Annotated in this window: 19 protein-coding genes; 4 read left to right on the forward strand and 15 right to left on the reverse strand. The window is 66.6% G+C overall.

Going from position 1 to position 22319, the window contains the following annotated elements:
* Positions 1 to 66: 66 nt before the first annotated feature.
* From bcsN to ACZ48C_RS23190, 15 genes are all read right to left on the reverse strand, one after another.
* Positions 67 to 957: a cellulose biosynthesis protein BcsN gene (bcsN, locus tag ACZ48C_RS23120; protein WP_464783117.1), complete on the reverse strand. Its 891-nt coding sequence runs from the start codon at positions 955 to 957 to the stop codon at positions 67 to 69.
* Between the two features lie 200 nt (positions 958 to 1157).
* Positions 1158 to 2084: a nucleoside hydrolase gene (locus ACZ48C_RS23125; protein ID WP_119255345.1), complete on the reverse strand. Its 927-nt coding sequence runs from the start codon at positions 2082 to 2084 to the stop codon at positions 1158 to 1160.
* Positions 2085 to 3059 carry an ABC transporter permease gene (locus ACZ48C_RS23130; protein WP_119255346.1) on the reverse strand — a complete coding sequence of 325 codons (975 nt, stop codon included), beginning with the start codon at positions 3057 to 3059 and terminating at the stop codon, positions 2085 to 2087. It lies immediately after the preceding gene.
* A 3-nt stretch (positions 3060 to 3062) separates the two neighbouring features.
* Positions 3063 to 4112, reverse strand: coding sequence for an ABC transporter permease (locus ACZ48C_RS23135; RefSeq protein WP_464783977.1), 1050 nt, complete (start codon positions 4110 to 4112; stop codon positions 3063 to 3065).
* 55 nt (positions 4113 to 4167) lie between these two features.
* On the reverse strand, positions 4168 to 5709 hold the full coding sequence (locus ACZ48C_RS23140) for an ABC transporter ATP-binding protein (RefSeq protein WP_464783118.1): 1542 nt from the start codon (positions 5707 to 5709) through the stop codon (positions 4168 to 4170).
* A 57-nt stretch (positions 5710 to 5766) separates the two neighbouring features.
* Positions 5767 to 6756: a BMP family lipoprotein gene (locus ACZ48C_RS23145; protein WP_464783119.1), complete on the reverse strand. Its 990-nt coding sequence runs from the start codon at positions 6754 to 6756 to the stop codon at positions 5767 to 5769.
* 283 nt (positions 6757 to 7039) lie between these two features.
* Entirely contained in the window at positions 7040 to 8035 is a 996-nt protein-coding gene (locus tag ACZ48C_RS23150; protein WP_464783120.1) for a LacI family DNA-binding transcriptional regulator, read from the reverse strand.
* A 161-nt stretch (positions 8036 to 8196) separates the two neighbouring features.
* Positions 8197 to 9684: a sugar ABC transporter ATP-binding protein gene (locus ACZ48C_RS23155; protein WP_464783121.1), complete on the reverse strand. Its 1488-nt coding sequence runs from the start codon at positions 9682 to 9684 to the stop codon at positions 8197 to 8199.
* Positions 9681 to 10748, reverse strand: a complete 1068-nt coding sequence (locus tag ACZ48C_RS23160; RefSeq protein ID WP_464783122.1) for an SMP-30/gluconolactonase/LRE family protein — start codon at positions 10746 to 10748, stop codon at positions 9681 to 9683. The genes ACZ48C_RS23155 and ACZ48C_RS23160 overlap by 4 nt, the downstream gene beginning before the upstream one ends.
* Positions 10745 to 12868, reverse strand: coding sequence for an ABC transporter permease (locus tag ACZ48C_RS23165; RefSeq protein ID WP_464783123.1), 2124 nt, complete (start codon positions 12866 to 12868; stop codon positions 10745 to 10747). Before ACZ48C_RS23165 ends, ACZ48C_RS23160 begins: the two co-directional genes overlap by 4 nt.
* 61 nt (positions 12869 to 12929) lie before the next feature.
* A complete protein-coding gene (locus ACZ48C_RS23170) occupies positions 12930 to 13958 on the reverse strand; it encodes a sugar ABC transporter substrate-binding protein (RefSeq protein WP_464783124.1) in 1029 nt (342 codons plus the stop codon).
* 141 nt (positions 13959 to 14099) lie between these two features.
* The gene (locus tag ACZ48C_RS23175) at positions 14100 to 15029 is read right to left on the reverse strand and encodes an ABC transporter permease (protein ID WP_464783978.1); all 930 of its coding nucleotides are present in this window, start codon (positions 15027 to 15029) and stop codon (positions 14100 to 14102) included.
* A 193-nt stretch (positions 15030 to 15222) separates the two neighbouring features.
* Entirely contained in the window at positions 15223 to 16221 is a 999-nt protein-coding gene (locus tag ACZ48C_RS23180; RefSeq protein ID WP_464783125.1) for a quinone oxidoreductase family protein, read from the reverse strand.
* A 3-nt stretch (positions 16222 to 16224) separates the two neighbouring features.
* Positions 16225 to 16635, reverse strand: coding sequence for a carboxymuconolactone decarboxylase family protein (locus ACZ48C_RS23185; protein WP_313191991.1), 411 nt, complete (start codon positions 16633 to 16635; stop codon positions 16225 to 16227).
* Positions 16636 to 16655: 20 nt separating this feature from the next.
* A complete protein-coding gene (locus tag ACZ48C_RS23190) occupies positions 16656 to 17510 on the reverse strand; it encodes a branched-chain amino acid aminotransferase (RefSeq protein WP_464783126.1) in 855 nt (284 codons plus the stop codon).
* A 130-nt stretch (positions 17511 to 17640) separates the two neighbouring features.
* Between ACZ48C_RS23190 and ACZ48C_RS23195 the strand changes: the two genes are divergently transcribed.
* From ACZ48C_RS23195 to ACZ48C_RS23210, 4 genes are all read left to right on the forward strand, one after another.
* Entirely contained in the window at positions 17641 to 18519 is an 879-nt protein-coding gene (locus ACZ48C_RS23195; RefSeq protein ID WP_162911264.1) for a LysR family transcriptional regulator, read from the forward strand.
* A 131-nt stretch (positions 18520 to 18650) separates the two neighbouring features.
* Positions 18651 to 19667, forward strand: coding sequence for a BMP family protein (locus ACZ48C_RS23200; RefSeq protein ID WP_464783127.1), 1017 nt, complete (start codon positions 18651 to 18653; stop codon positions 19665 to 19667).
* A gap of 82 nt (positions 19668 to 19749) precedes the next feature.
* Positions 19750 to 21279 carry an ABC transporter ATP-binding protein gene (locus ACZ48C_RS23205; protein WP_464783128.1) on the forward strand — a complete coding sequence of 510 codons (1530 nt, stop codon included), beginning with the start codon at positions 19750 to 19752 and terminating at the stop codon, positions 21277 to 21279.
* On the forward strand, positions 21269 to 22318 hold the full coding sequence (locus tag ACZ48C_RS23210; RefSeq protein WP_464783129.1) for an ABC transporter permease: 1050 nt from the start codon (positions 21269 to 21271) through the stop codon (positions 22316 to 22318). The genes ACZ48C_RS23205 and ACZ48C_RS23210 overlap by 11 nt, the downstream gene beginning before the upstream one ends.
* Position 22319: the final 1 nt, after the last annotated feature.

Genomic DNA, 22319 nt, shown 5'->3' on the forward strand with positions numbered 1-22319 from the left:
ATAGCGCGTACGGGAAGACCTTATCCGCCATATCCTTAAGGAAAAATTAGGCGCAAATGCCTTGCGTCACTTGCAGGTCGCCGAACCCGCAGCGCCGGTCACGCAGACGGGCGACGGCACCACGACGGCCTCGCTTTCCGATGCCGCCGTCCCACCCGTCGGAGAAGGAACGATCACGCCATTACTGGTATCGGTCGCCTCAACCTTGCGAACGGGCGTGCTCTCCTCGGCCCGATGGGTCGCCGGCACGCGCTGCTGCGTGCGGGCCGCGACAGGCACCTTGCGCTCCTCGAAAGGAACACGCAGCGGCTCCCCGCCGCCGACCTGACTATCGACGGAAGCGGGAGTGCCGTAGGGATTCCATGTCGCGCCGGAAAAGCCGCCGACGATGGTGTAGCCATACATCATCTCGACCAGATCCTTTTCCGAAGCCCCCGCCTGGCAGACGCGCAGGCGAATCTGGATCATGCCGAGGTCGCGCATCCTGTCGCGGTCGGCAACGTCCGACCGGATCTGCTGCCAGCCGTAGAGGCACCCGTCGTCGCCCGCGCCACGGCCGTAGGCATAGCCGAACGGCCCGTAGCCGTTGCGCACGAAGTTGCTGGAGATCGGAAGGCTGCGGCCGGGAAAATAGGTGCGGATCTCCGCCCGGATCGCCGAATGCCGAACGGGCTTGAAGGCGAGCGTGCCAGCGGGCATCGCGACCGTCTGAGCCGGGCCGAAGGCCTGGATGCTCAGGAAATTCTGCCCGGAGGTCGTCGCGGATGTCGACAGGGCGACCTGCTGTTCGACGGCATTGGTATATTGCCGCTGGACGACGCTGACGATGGAATAGGTGCCCGGTGCAGGCAGGACCAGTGCGCTCGAAGCCGGAACGATTGCCGACATCGTGGCGACACCCACGCCGGGGCGCGTCGTACATCCCGCCGCCGCCATCACCGTGACCACCGCCAACACGGCGGCTTTGCCAAGGAGCGGTCCGCCGCGACGTGAAAAACGAATCTTCGCCGAATCTTCCATGGCAAAGTCATAGTTCGCCTGCCGGCAAATAGGAATCCCCCGATATGCGCGCCGATTGATCAACCCGGCCGGCGAATTGCAGGCAAGACGGAACAGACCGGCCGCTTCGGGAGGGCGGCTCGGCCTCGAACCGCAGCCTATGCGGCTTCCAGCTCCACGCGGGCGTAGCGCTCTTCGAGGAGGGCGAACAGCCGGTCGTGATCGACATCGGTCATGACCAGGCAGTTCGGCGCACGGCCGGCCAGCTCCCGCTTGGTGACGCTGACGACGCTCTGGCCTATGGCGAGGGGCGAAACGCAATCGACCTCGACGAAGCCTTCGACGCCGGAGAAGATTTCCGGCTCGATCAGATAGGCGATGACGCAGGGATCGTGCAGGCAGGGATCGCCCGCACCATAGGCGTTCAGCATGTCGGCGATGATGCCGCCGACCCTGCCGAGGCGCTTCAGCCGCGCCGTCCGCTCCTGCGTGATGATCGCCTTGTGGGTGACGTCGAGGCCGAACATCACCATGGGAACGCCGGAGGCCACGACCGCCTGGGCGGCATGGGGATCGAAATAGAAATTGAACTCCGCCCGCTCCTTGATGTTGCCCGGGCAGAAGGCCGCGCCGCCCATGAAGACGATGCGCCGGATCAGCGGCGCGATGCCGGGATCGATCGAGAGGGCGACCGCGATATTGGTCATGGGGCCGAGCACCGCAAGGGTCACCTCGCCTGGCGCGGCACGCACCTGGTCGATGATGAACTGGACGGCAGAGCGTTCGGCCGGCGCGGAGGCCGGCTTCGGCAGGCCGATATCGCCGAGCCCGTCTTCACCGTGCACGGTGACGCCGGCGCGTTCGGGATAGAGCAGCGGACGGCCGCAGCCCTGGAAGACGGGAATATCCGTCCGGTTGGCGAGCTCGCAGATCAGCCGCGCATTCGCCTCCGTCTTTTCGAGCGGGATATTGCCGGCGACAGCGGTGATGCCGAGGATCTCGACCTCGCTCGACCCGAAGGCGAGCAGGATGGCGGCGGCGTCGTCGACGCCGGGATCACAATCGATGATAATACGTTCGGTCATTCAACGCTCTTTCGTATAGGGTATGCCGCCGGCCTTCGGGGGAATGGCGCGGCCCATGAAGCCGGCCAGCAGAACCACCGTGAGGACATAGGGGAGAGACTGGACGATCTGGGTGGAAAGCGCCGGCCCCAGCCCGAAATCGAAGGCCTGGAAGCGGATCGACAGGGCTTCGAGGAAGCCGAAGAGAAGGCAGGCGAAGAGGACGGGAACCGGCCGCCACTTGGCGAAGATCAGCGCCGCCAGCGCCATGTAGCCCTTGCCGGCGGACATTTCCCGCACGAAGCCCGCCGACTGGGCGATCGAGAGATAGGCCCCGGCGATGCCGCAGAGGATCGCCCCGCAGAGCAGCGCGCGGTAGCGCAGCCAGTCCACGGAGATGCCGGCCGTATCGACCGCGGCGGGGTTTTCGCCGACGGCGCGAAGGCGGAGGCCGAACCGCGTGTGGTGGAAGACCCACCACGTTACCGGCACGGCGGCGAAGGCGACGTAGACGAGGATGTTGTAACCGGAAATGAGGTCGGCATAGATCGCCCCGAGGACCGGAACCGAACGCATCTCCTCGGCGAAGGGCAAAATCACCGTGGGAAAGCGCGCCTCCGGCTGGAGCTGCGGCGTCCTGCCGCCGAGCGCGAACCAGCCCACCGCGAGGAGCACCGTCAGGCCCGACGAGATGAAGTTGATCGCCACGCCGGAGATGATCTGGTTGCCCTGATGCGTCACCGAGGCGAAGCCGTGGATGAGGCTGAGAAGGACGGCGACGAGGATTGCGAAGACGAGGCCGACCCAGGCGGAATCGAACTGGTAGGCGGCCGCCGCCGCGGCGAAGGCCGCAAACAGCATCTTGCCTTCGAGGCCGATATCCCAGACGCCGGAGCGCTCGGAGAAGAGGCCGGCAAGCCCGCACAGGACGAGCGGCACCGACAGGCGGAGCGTCGAGCTCAGCAGGAGGATGACTGTGGTGAGAAATTCCTGCATCGCTCAGGCCTCCCGTTTCGAGAAGCGGAAGAGATCGACCAGTGAATAAACCGAGCTCCGGAACATCAGGCTGAGCGCCCCGGCGAAGAGGATGACCAGCCCCTGGATGAGCATGATCAGCTCCCGCGTGATGTTCGGCATCCAGAAGGAGATTTCCGCGCCGCCCTGGTAGAGGACGCCGAAGAGGACCGAGGCGACCGCGATGCCGACCGGATGGCCGCGCCCCATGAGGGCGACCGCCACCCCGACCAGGCCGATGCCGGCCGGGAAATCGAGCTGCAGCTTGCCGAGGTCCCCCATCAAGATGTTGACGCCGGCAAGGCCCGCCAGCGCGCCCGAGATCAGCATGCAGACGATGGTGATCTTGACGTAGCCGATGCCGGCATTGCGCGCCGCCGCGGGATTGGCGCCCGTCGCGCGGATCTCGAAGCCGAGCTTGGTCTTCCAGATGAGGACCCAGACGAAGACGGCGGCCGCGATGGCGATGAACAGGCTGATATTGAGCGGCGCCGTGCCGATATCGACGGGCAGGATCTCGCCGAGCTTCGGCACGAGGCCGCCGGCATCGAAGAGGCGCGTCTGCGGCGCCATGCTGCCCGGTTCCTTGATCAGGTTGACGAGCACGTAGATCATGACCGACGAGGCGATGAAGTTGAACATGATCGTCGTGATGACGAGATGGCTGCCGCGCCTCGCCTGCAGATAGGCCGGAATGAAGGCCCAGGCCGCGCCGAACAGCATGCCGGCCATCGCCGCGGGTACGAGCGTCACGTACCAGGGAACGATCTTGTCGAGCGCCAGGCACACGAGCGCGATGCCGAGGCCGCCGAGATAGGCCTGCCCTTCCGCACCGATCGTGAAGAGGCCGGCATGCGACGCCACCGCGACCGCCAGCCCCGTGAACATGAAACTGGTGGCGAAGTAGAGCGTGAAGCCGATCCCCTCGCCCGAGCCCAGCGCGCCGCTGACGAGATAGCCCACCGCCTCCAGCGGGTTCTGGCCGACGAAGAGCACCACCAGCCCCGAGATCAGGAGCGCGACGGCGACATTCATGAGCGGCAGGATCGCGAAATCGACGATCTGCCTTATGTTGAGAAAGCTGGCCACCTTAGCCTCTCCCCTGATCTTCTTGCGTGACGCCGGCCATGAGCAGGCCCAGTTCCCGCTCCGAGGCATCCGGGCTCGCCTCCCCGACGATCGCGCCGTCGAACATGACGAGGATGCGGTCGGAGAGCGCCCTGATCTCGTCGAGCTCCACCGAAACGAGGAGGATCGCCTTGTTCTGGTCGCGCAACTCGATCAGCCGTCGATGGATGAATTCGATGGCGCCGATATCGACGCCGCGCGTCGGCTGGCCGACCAGCAGCATTTCGGGATCGTGCTCGATCTCGCGCGCCAGCACGATCTTCTGCTGGTTGCCGCCGGAAAAGAGCGAGGTGCGCAGATCGGGATTGGGCGGGCGGATGTCGTAGTCGGAAATATAGTCCTGCGCATAGTGCTGGAGCTGGGAGCGCTTCAGCATCGGGCTCGTGCCGAATTCCGGCCGGCGGTGATAGCCGAGGCTGGCATTTTCCCGCAGCGGGAAGGACAGGATGAGACCGATGGCGTGCCGGTCCTCCGGCACATGGGCGACCCCTGCCGCGCGGCGCCTGAACGGGTCGGCGGCGATCTCCTCGCCGTTGAGGCGGACCGTGCCGGAGTCCGGCACGCGGTTTCCCGCCAGCGCCTCGAGAAGCTCGGTCTGGCCGTTGCCGGCGACCCCGGCGATGCCGACGATCTCGCCGGCGCGAACGGACAGTGAGACGTCCTTGACCATGCGCACGCCGCGCTGGTCGCGCACGTTCAGCCCCTTCACGTCGAAGACGACTTCGCCCGGTTGCGAGGGCGACTTGTCGACGCGCAGCAGCACCCGCCGGCCGACCATGAGCTCGGCAAGGCTTTCCTTCGTCATCGACGCCGTCGAGGCGGTGGCGATCAGTTCGCCGCGCCGCATGACCGACACCGTGTCCGTCGCGTCCATGATCTCGCGCAGCTTGTGCGTGATGAGGATGACGCTCTTGCCCTCGTCGCGCAGGCGCCGGAGGATGCGGAACAGGTGATCGGCTTCGCTCGGCGTCAGCACGCCCGTCGGCTCGTCGAGGATGAGGATGCGCGCCTGGCGATAGAGCGCCTTGAGGATTTCCACGCGCTGCTGGACGCCGACCGGCAGGTCTTCCGTGACCGCCTCCAGATCGACCTGCAGCTCGTATTCCTTCGCAAGGCGCTGAAGCTCGAGACGGGCCTTGCGCCGGCTGGAGGAGAGGAACGCCCCCTCTTCCGCGCCGAGGATGATATTTTCCAGAACGGTGAAGTTCTCGACCAGCTTGAAGTGCTGGTGGACCATGCCGATGCCATGGGCGATCGCCGCGCGGCTGTCGGGAATCCCGACCTCCCTTCCGTCGATGCGGATCGTGCCGGAATCGGCCTGATAGAAGCCATAGAGAATGGACATCAGGGTCGATTTGCCGGCGCCGTTCTCGCCGACGATGCCGTGGATGCTGCCGGCCTTGACCGAGAGGTTCACGTCCTTGTTGGCGACGACTGGGCCGAAGCCCTTGTTGATGCCGGAAAGCTCCAGCACATGCCGCGCGGAGCCGATTTCTGCTGCCATGGCCTCCTCCAGACTATGCTTGGAAGGGCAGGCGCCTTAACGCCTGCCCACCGTTCCTCAGAGGGGGCACTTGTCGTCCGACATGTAGTCATGGACCTTAAGGGTGCCGGCGGCGATCTCGTCCTTCGCCTTCCTGGCGGCCGCCTCAACCTCGGGGGTGATCAGGCTGCGGTTATGCTCGTCCAGCGCCCAGTCGACGCCGTTCTCGGCAAGGCCGAGCGACTGCACGCCGCCGGTGAAGTGGCCTTCCTTGGCATCCTTCAGCGCATTGTAGACCGCAACGTCGACGCGCTTGACCATCGAGGTCAGCATGACGCCCGGATGCATGTAGTTCTGGTTGGAATCGACGCCGATGGCGAACTTGCCGGCATCCGCGACCTTCTGGAGGACGCCAATGCCCGTGCCGCCGGCCGCGGCGAAGATGACGTCCGCGCCCTGGCCCATCTGGGAGGCCGCGATCTCGCCGCCCTTGACCGGGTCGTTGAAGGCGGCGTTCGTCGTGCCCGTCATGTTGCGGATGATGTTGGTCGCGCCGCCGGCCGCCGCGCCCTGTGCAAAACCACAGCCGAACTTGCGGATGATCGGGATATCCATGCCGCCGATGAAGCCGACGGCCTTGCTCTTGGAGGAGAGCGCCGCGATGAGGCCGACCACGTAGGAGCCCTGCTCTTCCTTGAAGGTGACGGAGCGGACATTGGGAAGGTCGACCACGTCATCGAGCATCACGAAGTCGATGTCGGGGAATTCCTTGGCGACCTTGGCGAGCTGGTCCTTGTAGCCGAAATTCGTGACGATGACCGGGCTGAAGCCGCGGCTGGCAAAGTTGCGGATGCCCTGCTCCGCCTGGGAATCGGCCTGCGCCTCGAAATCGCGGTAGCTGGAGCCGGTGTCCGCCTTGAACTTTTCCGCGCCCGTATAGGCCATCTCGTTGAACGACTTGTCGAACTTGCCGCTCGTTCCGTAGACGATCGCCGGGTTGAAATCGGCCGCCGCCGCGCCCGCCGTCATCGCCGCCAAGGCGACCGTCACCATCAGATGTTTCAGCATTGTCATTCCCCTCCCTGGATGCCGGGGCATGCAGCGCCGGCGAGACCGATCTTAATGTCTATACATATGACGGTCGGGCTGTTCGCTGTCAACAGAAAACCGACCGTTTCCGCGTTAGTTAAACGTGTACCTAAGCGAAGGTAAACGTGTACTTTGGCGAAAGCCATCCCGTCAAGGCCTCTCGTAGCGCGGGCTAAATAACGGTGCCTGAATGTGGATGTGAGACAATTTCATAGGTGCCATGACACGGGCACTTGAACGCCATCGGAAGCATCCCGCTCCGTCAGGTCGTGGTGCGGCTGACCACCGTGGGCATGATGGTGATGGCCTCGCCCTTGCGGTCAGGATCCTCGAGGAAATCGATGAGGGCATTCGTCGCTACGCGGCCGGAATGGGCGATGCGCCGGTCCACGGTCGAGAGCGGATGCTCCAGCAGCGGAGAGAGGTAAATGTTGTCGAAGCCGATCACCGCGCAATCCTCCGGCACGCGCCGGCCGCGCTCGCGCAGGGCGACCATCGCGCCGATGGCCAGCATGTCGTTCATGCAGCAGATCGCCGTGAAATCGGTGCTGTCGATGAGGTCCAGCGTGGCCTGATGGCCGAACCTGTGCTGGAATTCCTTGCAGCGCACCAGCTCGGGATCGAAGGGAATGCCGGCTTCGGCGAGCGCGTCCCTGTATCCGGAAAGGCGGATCTGCGTGTTCGAGCGATGCGGCGCACCGCTGAGGAAGGCGATGCGGGTATGGCCCTTTTCGATCAGATGGCGCGTCGCCTGGAAGGCGCCGCTGCGATAGTCGGTATCGACCGTCGCGACGAGCTGCGCCACCGGGCCGATCTCCCGGTCCATGCAGACGACGGGGATGCGCAGGGCATCGAGAAGCTCCGTGTCGGGAATGACGTCGCTGGCGGCGAGCAGGACGCCATCCACGCGGTGCCCCCCGAAGGAGGTGAGGTGCGCCGTCTCGATCTCCGCTATGCCCTCGGAATTGCAGACGAGGGTCGTGTAGCCGCGCAGGCGCGCGGCGTCGTCGCAGGCGCGCACCAGCTCCGTGAAATAGGGATTGAGGATATCGGGAACGATGATGCCGATGACATGCGACTTGCGCGTGACGAGCGAGCGCGCCAGCGAATTCGGCGTGTAGTTCAGTTCACGGGCGAGCGACAGAACCTTCTGCCGCGTCTCGTCCCCGATCACCGAATCCTTCCGGTTCAGGACCTTCGACACCGTCGCGGTCGAGACCCCGGCCCGTCTCGCAATATCCTTGATCGTAACCGCCACGAAACCCCACCATTGCCTGCCCGATGCTCCTGTTATCGGCGCATTGGTTCGTGTCGTCTAGCTTGCCGCCGACACGAATGTCCATAGCAGGCTCGCCATGCGGCCGGGCCAGCGGCGAGATGGCGGGAAGGACGCGGTGCCCTGACGGCGCGTCGCGCCGTTCAGTGCACCGCGGCGTACATGATGCTCTCGCTCGACGCGTCGATGGGCGAGAATTCCTCCACCACCCGGCCCTGCCTTGCGACGAGGATACGGTCGGAGAGGGAGAGGATTTCCGGCAGGTAGGAGGAAATCACCACCACGGCCAGCCCTTCGTCGGCCAGCCGCTGGATGAGTGCGTGGATCTCGGCGACCGCGCCGACATCCACGCCCCGCGTCGGCTCGTCGAAGATGATGAGCCGCGGCTTCTGGATCAGCGCCTTGCCGATCACCACCTTCTGCTGGTTGCCGCCGGAAAGCTCGACAACGCGCGCCTCCCCGCCGATGGAGCGGATGGCGAGCCTGTCGGTCCATTCCTCCGCCAGCGCCTTCATCTCCGCCATGGAGACGAAGGGGAAGCGGTTCTGCCCGGCCGCCAGCAGCCCGGCATAGAGGTTTTCGGCGATCGACATGTTCTCGAAGAAGCCTTCGAGCTTGCGGTCCTCGGTCACATAAACGATGCCGTCGGCGACCGCCGGACCGGGCGTGGCATAGCGCACGGGACGGCCTTCGTACTCGATGGCGCCGCCGCGCAGGAAGTCGCGCTTGAAGACGCCGGCGACGATCTTGGCCGTCTCGGTGCGGCCGGAGCCGACGAGGCCGAAAAGGCCCGTCACCTGCCCGGCGAAGACCGAGAAGGACGTGTTGCGGACGAGCGCGCCCATCGAGACGTCCTCGACCGAAAGCACACGCTGTCCGGCCGGCCGCGTGCGGGTGCGCGGCGCAAACTCGGTGGCGAGCTCGCGGCCGACCATCGCCTGCACGATGCGCGCCTGCGTCAGGTCGCCGGCCTTTTCCGTCAGCACCTTCCTGCCGTCGCGCATGACGGTGATGCGGTCGGACATCTGCAGCGCCTCTTCCAGCGCGTGGGTGATGAAGATGATGGCGACGCCCCGGGCGCGCAGGCGGTCGATCAGCGAGAAGAAGTGCCGCCGCTCCTCGGGCGTCAGCGTCGCCGTCGGCTCGTCGAAGATGATGACCTTGGCATTCAGCCGCACCGCGCGGGCGATCTCGACCATCTGCCGCTTGGCCGCGCCGAGGCTGGAGACCAGCGCCGTCGGGTCCACGGTGAAGTTCAGCGATTGCAGGAACTGCTGCGCCGCGATGGTGATGCCGCGCAGGCGGTTGAACACCTTTTCATGGCCAAGGAACAGGTTCTGCGCCACGGTCATCGAGGGCACGAGGCTGGTTTCCTGATAGACCATGGCGATGCCGCGGCGCAACGCCTCCGCCGGCCCTTCGGCCCGCAACGGCTCCCCCTGATAGAGGATCTCGCCGCCCTCGGGCGGATAGACGCCGGCCAGGAGCTTGCTGAAGGTGGACTTGCCCGCCCCGTTCTCGCCGAGCAGCGCATGGACCTCGCCCGCCTCGAGCGTGAAATCCACCGCATCCACCGCGACATTGCCGTGGAAGGCCTTGGTCAGCGCGCGCGCTTCGAGGATTGCTGTCATGGCTGGGCCTCCCGGCTCGGGATATCGACGATCTCGCCCGCCCCTTTCAGCGCGACCAGCCGCGCCTGCGGCAGGTCCAGCACAGAGACCGCGCCGTGGCGCTGGCCGTCGGCGCGCGAATGCAGGCTGGCGAGCGGGCGGAACGCCGCGTCCAGCCGGGCGACGAGGCCATAGGACCGCGCCGGCGCCCAGGGCTTGCGCACACCCATCGTGCGCACCCCGCCGCGCTGCAGAGGCTCCAGGAAGCTCTCGCCCGAGCGCAGAGCGGGGGCGATCCAGTAATCCTGGGGCACGGTGGCGATCATGTCGGCGCGGAAACGATCCTCGCGCAGCACGAGCTCGATCAGCCGGTTGCGCGGGGCGAAGACCGGCAGCCACCAGCCGCCGCCCTGCGCCGGCGAAAGCCGGCCCGGATAGCCGGGGATGCGGTCGAGGACGGTACGCGGCCGGCCGCCGAGGGCGACGAGCCGATGGGCGAAGGCCTCGGCTACCACCGGCGCGCCGGCCTCGTCGCGCGCCAGCCCGGTCGGGAAGGCGAGCCCGCCCGCGATCCGCTCCGCCGTGCCGCCGGCAAGGTCGAGCCGCCAGACGGCGCCGTCGCGGCGCTTGCGCATCAGCGCCGGCACCCATTGCGTGGCGGCGTGGCTGGCCGAGCCCTGCGCGACCAGCAAAGTGCCATCATCGTTCGCCAGCAGCGCCGTCGCCGAGACGGCGGCGGGAAAGGCCGGGCGCAGATCCCGGCTTGCGCCATCGCGGCGAAGGATCAGGCCGCCATCGGCCAGCGCCACCACGAGCCCGCCGCCCGGCAGGGCCGAAAGCGCGGTGATGGGCGCGGCGAAGGTCTCGGCCGGTTTGGCCTTCCCGTCCTCCAGCCGGTAGAGCACGGGGCCGCCGGTCAGCCAGATCGTTCCCTCGCTATCCTCAACAAGATTGTCGACTTCCGGCAGAGCGGCAACGTGCGCCGCCGTTTCCAGTTGCGTATTCGGTTTCCACGCGCCGTCATAGGGCGGGATGGTGACGGCTTCGCCGCGGAACGGGTCGAGCAGGCGGTCGAGAAGCGTCATGCCCTGTCTCCCCAGTAGGAATTCCAGCTCGTCCAGTCCGGATCGGCACCCGGCAGGCGGATGCGGCCGATGCGGTTGTTGAGGATGCCGCCGATATAGAGCCAGCCCTTGTGCTCGCGCATGGAGGTGACCATCGGATGGGCCGCGCCGCCGAGATCGCCGAGGGTGGCGACGATGGCGCCCGTCTCGTCGAATTTCACCACGCCGCCGGTGTTGATGTTCGGGAAGAGCCAGTCGTCCTGCGGCAGGTTGCGCGTCATGCGCTTGCGCATGGCGGGGTGGCGGAGCGCCAGGTCGAAGCTCGGCGTGCGCATGCCGAGCCATGCCATCCAGTAGGTGCCGTCCGAGGCGCGGTTGATGTTGTCGGGATAGCCGGGCATGTCGCGGATCACCGTTTCGAGCTGGCCTTCCTTCGGCCCGGCGATCCAGTAGCGATGCACCGAGCAGGCCCAGCTTTCGGCGATCAGCAGCGACTGGCCGTCATGGGAAAGGCAGACGCCGTTGGCATAGCGCAGGTTCTTCAGCACCGTGCGCGTCCTGCCGGTCTTCGGGTCGTGGACGAGGAGGCGGCCGGTCGGCCGGCTCTCGATGGAATCCAGCGCCCAGTCATGGGCATCGTAGCGCGTGGTGGAATCGGTGAACCAGATGCGCCCGTCCGGGCCGATGTCGCAGTCGTTGGGATCGCGCAGGCGCGCATCGTCGACGACGGAAAACAGCGAGCGGCGCGTTTCGGTGGAGAGCTCGCGCACCTCGCCGTCCTTCGCCACGCCGTAGAGCCCCATGGCGCCGACGCAGGAGACGATCTGCCCGTCGCGGGCCATGGCGAGGCCGAGCGGAAAGCCGCCGATATGGGCGAATACCTCGGAGCGGGTATAGTCCGGCGCGAACCAGCGCACGATCTCGCCGTGGCGCGTGCCGGCATAGAGATTGTCGTCGGCGTCGAGGATCACGTCCTCCGGCCCCTCCACCGTGCCGAGCGCGATGGGCTCGGCCGAGGCCAGCGCATCGTTCAAAGCATAGGCGGTGCCGGAACCCGGCAGCGCCGACTGGGCGGGCTGCATGGCATGGTGCAGCGGGGCGACATAGACTTCCGACAGCACCTTGTGGCGGTTCTTCAGCCAGCGCACATCGAGAACGATGGCGGCCGCCAGCAGCAGCCCGACGATGAGCTGGCTGGTGCCGGTGCCCGCGCCCATGCGGATGAGGCCGTTGGTGATGAGCAGCACGACGATGGCGCCCATCAGCCCCTTGGCGATGGAGCCGCGCCCGCCGCCAAGGCTGTTGCCGCCGACGACGGCGGCGGTGAGGGCGGCAAGCTCCAGCCCAAGCCCCGTTCCCGGCCCGACGCCCGAAAGGCGCGCGGCGAAGAGGAAGCCGGCGAGGCCGCAGGCGGCCCCCGAAATGACATAGGTGAGGAAGATCGTGCGACGCACGTTGATGCCGACATTGAAGGCCGAACGGCGCGCGCCGCCGACGGCGGTAAAGTGCCAGCCGATGCGGGACCGGCTCATCACCAGATGGGCGATCAGCGCGAAGGCGAGCGCGATCAGCGCGCTGATCGGCTGGCCCCAGACGGCGCCCATGCCGATATGGTCGAACGTGTCGTTGAATACCGGCGAGCTCTGGATGCGGGCACCCCATGTGGTGATCAGGATGTCGTAGATCGAGCGGCCGATGATGAGCGTGACCAGCGTGGTCAGGAAGGCGCGCAGGCGCAGATAGCCGACAAGAAAACCGTTGAGCGCGCCGAACAACGCGCCGGCCCCGAGCGCGGCGAGGAAGGCCAGCCACACCGGCCCCTCGGCGATATAGATGACGGCGAGGGTCGCGAAGGCGCCCAGCGCGAAGATGGAGCCGACGGAAAGATCGATGCCGCCGCCGATGATGACGACCGTGAGGCCGAGCACGACGATCAGGAATTCGCCGAGCTGGCGGGTGGTGTCGAGAAGGCTCGACGGCGCGAAGAAGCCCGGCAGGAGAATGCCGAAGGCGGCCACCACCACGACGAGGAAGGCGAAGGGCACGAGATTGTCGGCCCAGCTTTTTGACAGGATTTCGCCCAGCAGGTGATCGGGCACCTTGTTGTAGCGCAGGCGGGTCAGTCTTTCACGAAGCGTCATTCGGGCCGGTTCCATGGGGGCGGAGGAGGCGGGCCGCTGGCCGGCCTCCTCCCTGTCTTCATTACTTCTTGGCGGCGGCCTCGATGGCGGCCTGGCTCCAGCACGTATCCGGCGCCAGATCCTTCTTCGAACGGGCGATCTCATGCGTATAGAGATAGTTCTTGCTGTCGCCCGGCTTGATGCCGCTCTGGAGCAGGATCTTGATGGCGGCCACGACGTCCTGCGACTGGCGCGGCAGCTCGCTCGTCACGATGGCGCCGAAGGTGCCGTCCTCGATGAGCTTGCAATCGATCGCCTCGCCCGAGCCCGTCGTGGCGAGGAGAATCTTGTCCTTGAGGCCGGCGTCGCGGATCGCCGAGGCGGTGCCCTGCGCCGTCGCATCCCAGAAATCGACGATGCCGCAGACGTCCGGATGCTGCTGGAGGATGGTGGCGGCGGCATTGCGCGCCGTCGTCGCATCCCAGTTGGAATCCGCGGTGCCCGCGACCGTCCAGCCCGGATTGCGCTCCAGCACGGCCTGCACGCCGGCCCACTGGTCCAGGCTCGACGAATTCACCTGGTCGCCCTGGATGACGGCGATCTTCTTGGAGGAATTCTCGCCGCAATGGTCGATGACGGCCTGCGTCTCCAGCTCGCCGAGACGCTTCCAGTCCGAGCCGGCGAAGACGTCGGAGGCGTAGTTCGACGGGTTGTCGAGCTGTACGACGAAGATGCCGGCTTCCTGCGCGCGCTTGAAGAGGCGCGAATAGGAGTTGAGGTCCGGCGTCTGGACGATCAGCACGTCGGGCTTTTCGGCCGAGGAGATCAGGTCGGTGATCGCCTGCGCGCCGGCATCGACGCTCCAGTTGGGATCGCGCGTTTCCCAGATGCCGCCGAACTGCTTGACTTCCTCGCCGATGAAGTGGTTCCAGCCCTGCGCCAGGTCGAAGCCCATGGTCATGGGCACCATCACCACGCGCTTGCCTTCCAGCGCCGAGCGATAGGCCTCGGGGCCGGGATTGGTTTCCTGCGCCTGTGCGCCGATGGCGGCGCCCGCAAGGCAGGCCCCCGCCAGGACGACGCGCCGGAGTGTCTTTCTCAGATTGCTCATGTCATGCCTCCGCTAGGATGCGCCCCTCTCCGGGCCGCGATTGTTGCCATTGTTCACGGGCATCGGGCCACGCGGCCCTCCGCCCAGAGTTCTTCCGCATTTCCGAACGCAAAACCGCTACGCACTTTTGCTGGAAATGCTCTAGATGTCGCCCTGCTGACTGGTCTGCTCGTCGCGGGGGTTGAGTTGCCCATCGAGGATGATCGCGCCGAGCAGGATCAGCGCCTTGATGAGATTCTGGTGGATGTTCGGCAGGTTGAGGATGGTCATGCCGTTGAGCAGGATGCCGATCAGCAGCGCCCCCACGACCACATTGCGCATGCCGCCCTTGCCGCCGGAAAGCCCGATGCCGCCGATCACCACGACCAGCACCACGTCGTAGAGCAGGGCCGAATTGACGAGCCGCGTGTTCATGCTTTGCAGGCTGACGGCGCTTGCCATGCCGGCGAGCCAGGCAAGGAGCGCGCTTGCGACGAAGGAGACGACGATCAGCGGGCGCACGGGGATGCCCATGGTGCGCGCGGCCTGGAAATTGTCGCCCATCAGGTAGAGGAACCGGCCCGGCCGCGACCAGCGCAGCAGCACCAGCGCCACCGCCACGACGGCGAGGAAGACGACGACGTCGAGCGGCAGGCCGAGGATGCGGGCCTTGCCGAGCCAGAGCAGCGTTTCGGCCGTCTCGGGAATGTAGATGACGTCCTGCGAGAGGATCTGCGAGCGGACGAAGCCGAAGACGAAGGCGCTCGACGCCAGCGTGGCGAACAGCGCCGAGACGCCGGCATAGGCCACCATGAAGCCGTTCATCGCGCCGAGCCCGACGGTAATCGCCGCGACGAGCGCGCTCGCCGACCAGAGCGACCAGCCCGCCTGCAACAGCTGAAGCTGGATGGCGACCGTCACCGCCATGATCGAGACCATGGACAGATCGATGCCGCGCCCGATGACGACGATGCCCATGCCGGCGGCGAGGATGCCCAGCACGGAGACGCTGCGCACGATGTTGAGGAGGTTCGCCGGCGCGGTGAACCCGTCAAGCGCCACGGCAAAACCGACGAACAGCACCACCGCCATCAGGAGAACGATGGTTTCCTGCGTGAATATCCTGAACAGGGGTCGGCTAGCTGGCACCTGATGATTTCCGTCTAGAGCATTCGGATCGGGCACGCCCGCGGATTAAGGTGATACTGCCGGAGCTAACTACCGACAATATCTATAGATTTTCTTTTATATACTGAATCGGACAGGTTTTTGCGGGAACGGGGCGTCACGCGGAAAATCCATCCATCGTCAAGATCGTCGATCCGGTCGTCGCGCGCCCTTCGAGCGCGCGATGCGCTTCCGCCGCCGCACGCAGCGGCAAGCTGGACGCCGCACCGGCGCGAAGGCTTCCCGAGACAAGCCGCGAGAACAACGCGGCGCTGCGCTCGCGGCGCTCTTCGGCGCTCGTCAGATAATCGAAGACGACGGGCCGGATGGCCGACCTGGACCCCGCCGCCAGATCGGAGATGCGGAAGCCTTCGATCGGCCCGGATGCCTGGCCGAAGCTCACGAAACGGCCGTGCGGGCGCAGGCAGGCGAGCGAGCCGCGCCAGGTATCCTTGCCCACCGCGTCGAAGACCGTGTGGCACAGGGCGCCGTCGGTGAGATCCGCCACCCGGGCGGCAAAGTCCTCGCGGCGGTATTCGATCACGGCGTCATATCCGTGCGCCAAAGCCAGCTCGGCCTTTTCCGGCGAGCCGGCCGTGCCGATTGCGCGCGCGCCGAGGGCGGCGATCCATTGCCCGAGCAGCAGCCCGACCCCGCCGGCGGCGGCGTGGACAAGAACCGTCTGTCCCGCCTGAACGGGCGCGGCGGTGGACACCAGCACCTGCGCCGTCAGCCCCTTGAGCAGGACCGAGGCGGCCAGCGCCGCGTCGATCCCGTCCGGCAGCGGGACCAGCCTGTCGGCAGGCATGACGCGCATCTCGCGATAGGCGCCGGTGCGCTCCAGATAGGCGACGCGCTGGCCGACCGAAAGCGTCTCGACGCCGGGGCCGAGCGCGACCACCGTGCCCGCCGCCTCCGCGCCCGGCACGAGCACGTCACCCGGCCAGGGATAGAGCCCGGAGCGGTAATAGGTGTCGATGAAGTTGAGCCCCGCCGCTTCCTGGCGGATCAGCACCTCGCCGGGGCCGGGCGTTTCCACCGCAAGCTCCGTCCATTCCAGGACGTCCGGCCCACCGGGTTGGCGCGCGATGACCGCGCCTGCCTTGATCGCGGCCATGTCTCAGCTCTCGACCAGGAACTGCGGATCGATCGGCAGTTGCAGCGCGTTGAGCAGGGCATTGGTCTGCGAGGCCATGCCGATCACTGCCAGAAGCTCGGCGTGCTGGTCCTCGGTCATGCCCTTGGCCTTGGCCGCCGCCGTGTGGGAATGGACGCAATAGCTGCAGCCATTGGCGACCGACACGGCAATATAGAGCATTTCCTTGACCACCGGATCGAGCGCGCCGGGCTTGACCATGACGTCCTTCAGGCCGGACCAGATGCGCTCCAGCGTGTCCGGCTGGTTGGCGAGCGCCCGCCAGACATTGTTGACGAAATCGGACTTGCGGGTGGCGCGGATGTCGTCGAACACCGCCTTGACGCGCGGGTTCGCTTCGGCTTCGGCGTCGGTCCACAGGCGAACGGTACTCATGGCAAGTCTCCTTTCGGGCGTCAGCTATGCGCCCAATCCCAGTAAAGCTGCCGCGCCCGGCGGGCGAGCGGGCCATAATCGAAGGTGCGGTCGTCGAAGCCGAGGACCGGCATGACCTTGGAAATATTGCCGGTGCTGAAGATCTCGTCGGCCGCCCGGAAATCCTCGACCGTCAGCGTCTTCTCGTGCACCGCAACGCCGTCCGCGCGCAGCAGGCCGATCACCCGCTGGCGGGTGATGCCGTCGAGGAACGTGCCGTTCGGCACCGGCGTGAACACCTCGCCGTCCTTGGCCATGAACACGTTCGAGGTCGCGAGCTCCGCCACATTGCCGAGCGTGTCGCAGACCAGCGCATTGCCGAAGCCCCTGGCGCGCGCCTCGGCCAGCATGCGGGCATTGTTGGGATAGAGGCAGGCGGCCTTGGCGTTGACCGGCATGGTCTCCAGCGTCGGACGACGGAAACGGGTCGTCGTGATGGTGAAGCCGCCGGGCACGGCCATCGGCCGCTCCTCCAGGCAGAGGGCGAAGGCCGTCGATGCGGGATCGGGCGCGACGACGCTCGCATCGCTCTCCTCCGCCCAGTACATGGGGCGGATATAGACGGCGGCGTCGGGCGGGAAATGCGCCAGCCCCTCCTGCACGCGCTCCATGATCTGCGCGGCGGTGAGCGTTGGCAGGAGGCCGAGCGCGCGGGCGGATGCGTTGACCCGCTCCGCATGGAGGTCGAGATCGGGGATCACGCCCTCGAAGCGGCGCGCGCCGTCGAACACCAGCGAGCCGAGCCATGTCGCATGCGAGCCGGCGCCGAGAATACGCACGTCGCCCGCGTGCCATTGGTTCTCGTACCACGTCCGGACGGAAGGCGCTTGCGACATCGGAAACCTCGATTTTAATGGTCCCGCACCCTACGCACAGCTTGCTTCATGCGTCCAATGCAAATATCCCTCGGCGATGCATGCAGGATCGGCATGAATTGGCGGGAGACGGACGGTGGACGAGCGGCTGTTGAAAAGTTTCGTGACGACCGCCCAGCTCGGCAGCGTCACCTCGGCGGCCGAGCGGCTGAACCTCACTCAGCCCGCCCTGTCGCGGCAGATCCAGCGGCTCGAGCAGGAGCTCGGGCTGACGCTCTTCCAGCGCAGCGGCCGCAACTTGCGCCTCTCGGTGCAGGGCGACCGGCTGCTGATCGACGCGCAGGCCGTCCTTGCCGCCAGCAAGCGCCTCCATGACGCGGTCGCCGAGATGCGCGAGGGCGAATGCGGCCTGCTGCGCGTCGGCGCCTGCTCCCAGGTGATCGAGCGCCATATGAGCGAGGTGCTGCCCGCCTGGAAGCAGGACAATCCCAATATCGACATAAGGCTGGAGGAAGGCGGCGGCGCGGAGCTTGCCCGCCGGCTCGACGACAACGAGCTGCATCTGGCGATCAACGCCCGCCATTTCGCGCGGCCCGACCGCTTCAGCCGCGTCGATATCGGCGCGATGCGCGTGCGCGCCTTCTCGCTCCCCTCGGTCTTCGCCTGCGAGACCCGGACCATCACGCTGGCGCAGCTCTGCCGCCAGCCGCTGCTGCTGCTCAATCGAAGGCATTTCACCCGCGAGCTGCTCGAAACCGCCTGCCAGGCGGAAAGCTGCCTCGCGCAGCCGACGCTGGAATCCTCCTCGCCCCATACGCTGCTGGCGATTGCCCGCAGCAGCGGCGGCGTCGCGGTCGTGCCCCATCTCGGCACCGGCCCCGTGGAAGGGCTGGTCGCCTACGACATCCTGCACCGCGGCAAGCCGCTCGACTTCGAGATGTCGGCGATCTGGCCGTCCTCGGTGCCGCTCCCCGGCTACGGCCAGCGCTTCATCGCCTATCTGCGCGACCGGCTCCTGCCTTCCGCCTGAGCGCCACGACGGCGCTGTCTCGGCTGTGAACTTCCGCTGCAACCGATTGCTGCCATTTCGAATTTCCCCTACATTGACCAAACGGTAAAAGACGCATTTCAAAAACGCGCAATCAACCAGAGGGGACGTTCATGCAAAGCAATTTCGGCATTTCCAGACGCCGGCTGATCCAGGCCGCCGGCGCATCCGCGCTCGTGGCGGCGGCGGGCTTGCCAAGCCGCCTCTTCGCGGCCGAGCCGATCAAGGTCGCGGCGGTCTTTACCGTTCCGGTCGAGCAGCAATGGGTAAGCCGCATCCACAAGGCCGCGAATGCCGCCAAGGACCGCGGCGAGATCGAATATGTCTATTCGGAAAACACCGCCAACAACGATTATGAACGCGTCATGCGCGAATATTGCGAGGCCGGGCACAAACTCATCCTCGGCGAGGTCTTCGGCGTCGAGGATGCCGCGCGCGCCGTCGCCCGTGACTATCCCGACGTCGCCTTCCTGATGGGTTCGAGCTTCAAGCCCGATCCGGACCTGCCGAACTTCTCGGTCTTCGACAACTATATCCAGGACGCCTCCTATCTTTCCGGCCTCGTCGCCGGCGCGCTGACCAAGTCGAAGAACATCGGCATGGTCGGCGGCTACCCGATCCCGGAGGTCAACCGCCTGATGAACGCCTTCATGGCGGGCGTGAAGGAAGTGGCGCCCGACGCTAAGTTCCAGGTCGCCTTCATCGGCTCGTGGTTCGATCCGCCCAAGGCCAAGGAAACCGCCTTCGCCCAGATCGACGGCGGCGCCGACCTGCTCTATGCCGAGCGCTTCGGCGTTTCCGACGCGGCCAAGGAGAAGAAGGTGCTTGCCATCGGCAACGTCATCGACACGCAGGCCGACTATCCCGACACCGTCGCCGCCTCGGCGCTGTGGCACTTCGAGCCGACCCTCGACAAGGCGATCGCCGAAGTGAAGGCCGGCACCTTCAAGGCCGACGACTACGGCGTCTATTCCTTCATGAAGAACGGCGGCTGTTCGCTCGCGCCGCTCGGCACCTTCGAAGGCAAGGTTCCCGACGAGATCAAGGCGAAGATCGCGGAGAAGGAAAAGGCGATCAAGGACGGTTCCTTCACCGTCGCGGTCGACGACAGCGAGCCGAAATCCAGCTAAGTGCCTTCGCCCGGGACGGCCGCACCGCGGCCCTTCCCGGGCGAGCGATTCCCTCCCACCGTTCTCTTCGGTCCGTATCGCCGTGTCCAGTACCCCTGTCCTCCGCCTTTCCGGCATCAGCAAGCGTTTCGGTCCGCTGAGGGCCAACGATGCGATCTCCTTCGAGCTGAAGCGCGGCGAGGTCATTGCCCTTCTCGGCGAGAACGGCGCCGGCAAGACGACGCTGATGAACATCCTCTTCGGCCACTATGTCGCCGACGAGGGAACCGTCGAGGCCTTCGGCACGCCCCTGCCGCCGGGCGATCCGCGCGCAGCGCTTAATGCCGGCATCGGCATGGTGCACCAGCACTTCACGCTCGCCGACAACATGACGGTGCAGGAGAATATCGCGCTCGGCACGCAAAGCCTGTGGCGCCCGCGGCTCGACAGGTCCGCCGCGCGCCGGCGCATCGAGGAACTGTCCGCCGACTTCGGCCTTGCCGTCGATCCCGCCGCCACCGTCGCCACCCTTTCGGTCGGCGAGCGCCAGCGGGTGGAAATCCTGAAGGCGCTCTACCGCGATGCCCGGATCCTGATCCTCGACGAACCGACGGCGGTGCTGACGCCCGCCGAGACCGAGGCCCTGTTCCGCACGCTGAAGCTGCTCGTCGCCAAGGGCCTGTCGATCATCTTCATCTCGCACAAGCTTCAGGAGGTCATGGCGGTCAGCGACCGCGTGCTGGTGCTGCGCGCCGGCAAGCTGGTCGGCGAGCGCGAGACGGCCGCGACCGACCGCAGGGAACTCGCCGCCCTGATGGTCGGCCAGGAGGTGAAGCCGGCGGAGGTCAGCCCGGTGAGACTCGGCGCGCCGCTGCTCACGCTCGACCGCGTCTCCACCGCCCCGCACAACGGGGCCGGGCTTGCCGACGTGTCGCTCACCCTCACGGCCGGCGAGATCACCGGCCTTGCCGGCGTATCGGGCAATGGCCAGGCGGCGCTTGCCGCCCTGCTCTCCGGCATCCGGCGCCCGACCGGCGGCCGCATCTCCATCGCCGACCGGGAGGTCGCCGACTGGTCGCCGCGAACCGCGCTTGCCCACGGCATCGCCCGCATTCCCGAGGATCGCCATGCTGTCGGCACCATCGGCGACATGAGCGTCACGGAAAACGTGATCGCCGAGCACTATGACAGTCCGCGCTTCAGCCGCATGGGCTTCCTCGACTGGAAAGCCGCCCGCCGCTTCGCCGAGAAGATCATCGCCGACTACGACGTCAAATGCCCGTCGCCGGAGGCGCGCATCCGCCTGCTCTCGGGCGGCAACATGCAGAAGCTCATTCTCGGCAGGGCGCTCGATCCCGATCCCGCGGTCATCCTTGCCAGCCAGCCGACCCGCGGTCTCGATGTCGGCGCCGTCGCCTATGTCCATCGCATGCTGCTGGCGGCGCGCGACCGGGGCGCGGCGATCCTGCTGATCTCGGAGGACCTCGAGGAAATCCTGGCGCTGTCCGACCGGATCACCGTCATGTCGGCGGGGCGTCTTTCCGCGCCGTCCGCGCGCGGCGAACGAAGCATCCGGGAACTGGGGGAACTGATGGCGGGTCATAGCGGGGAGCACAGCGATCATGCGGCTTGAGCCGAAACCCGCGCCGTCCTTGGCGGTCACCCTGTTGTTCCCGCTGGCGGCGATCGTCACGACGCTGGTGCTGACGTCGATCCTCGTCCTCACCGCCGGCGCGTCGCCGCTGTCGGTCTTCTATCTCGTCGCCAAGGGCGCCGCCGGTTCGCAATTCGCGCTGATGGAGACCCTGACGCGCGCGACGCCGCTGATCTTCACCGGCCTTGCCATCGCCGTCGCCTTTCGCGCGCGGCTGTGGAACATCGGCGCCGAGGCCCAGCTCTATATGGGCGGCATCGTCACCGTGGCGCTCGGAACCGGGGCGTTGCCGCTGCCCTCCTTCATCCTGATCCCCGTGCTGATGATTGCCGCCATGGCGGCCGGCGCCCTCATCCTGCTCGGTCCGGCCGTGTTGAAGACGCGGTTCGGCGTCGACGAGGTGGTCACGACGCTGCTGCTCAATTTCATCGTGCTCCTCTTCGTCTCGATGCTGCTCGACGGCGTGCTGAAGGATCCGATGGGGCTCGGCTGGCCGCAATCGCAGAAGGTCATCGCCGAGGCGCAGTTGCCGCGCCTCATCCAGGGCAAGCGCCTGCACTACGGCTTCGTCATCGCCATCGCGGCCGCGGCCGTCGTCTGGGTGATCACGAAGAAGACCCTGCTCGGCTACGAGATGCGCGCCGTCGGGCACAATGCCGAGGGCGCGCGCTTCGTCGGCATCCCGGTCAACCGCGTGCTGATGAAGACGGCACTGCTTTCGGGCGGCCTTGCGGCCCTTGCCGGCTTTTCGGAAGTGTCGGGACTCAAGGGCAACCTGACGCTCGACCTCTCGCCCGGCTACGGCTACACCGGCATCGTCGTGGCGATGCTCGCCATGCTCAATCCCCTGGGCGTCGTCGCCTCCGCCATCTTCGTCGCTGGCATCTTCGTCGGCGCGGATGCCATGAGCCGCGCGGCCAAGGTGCCGAGCTACATCGCCGACGTGATGGTCGCCACATCGCTGCTGACGATGGTGGTCGCGATCCTTCTGACCCGCTTCAAGATCAGGTGGAGGTGAC

The organism is Shinella sp. 1A1 (genome assembly GCF_055379515.1).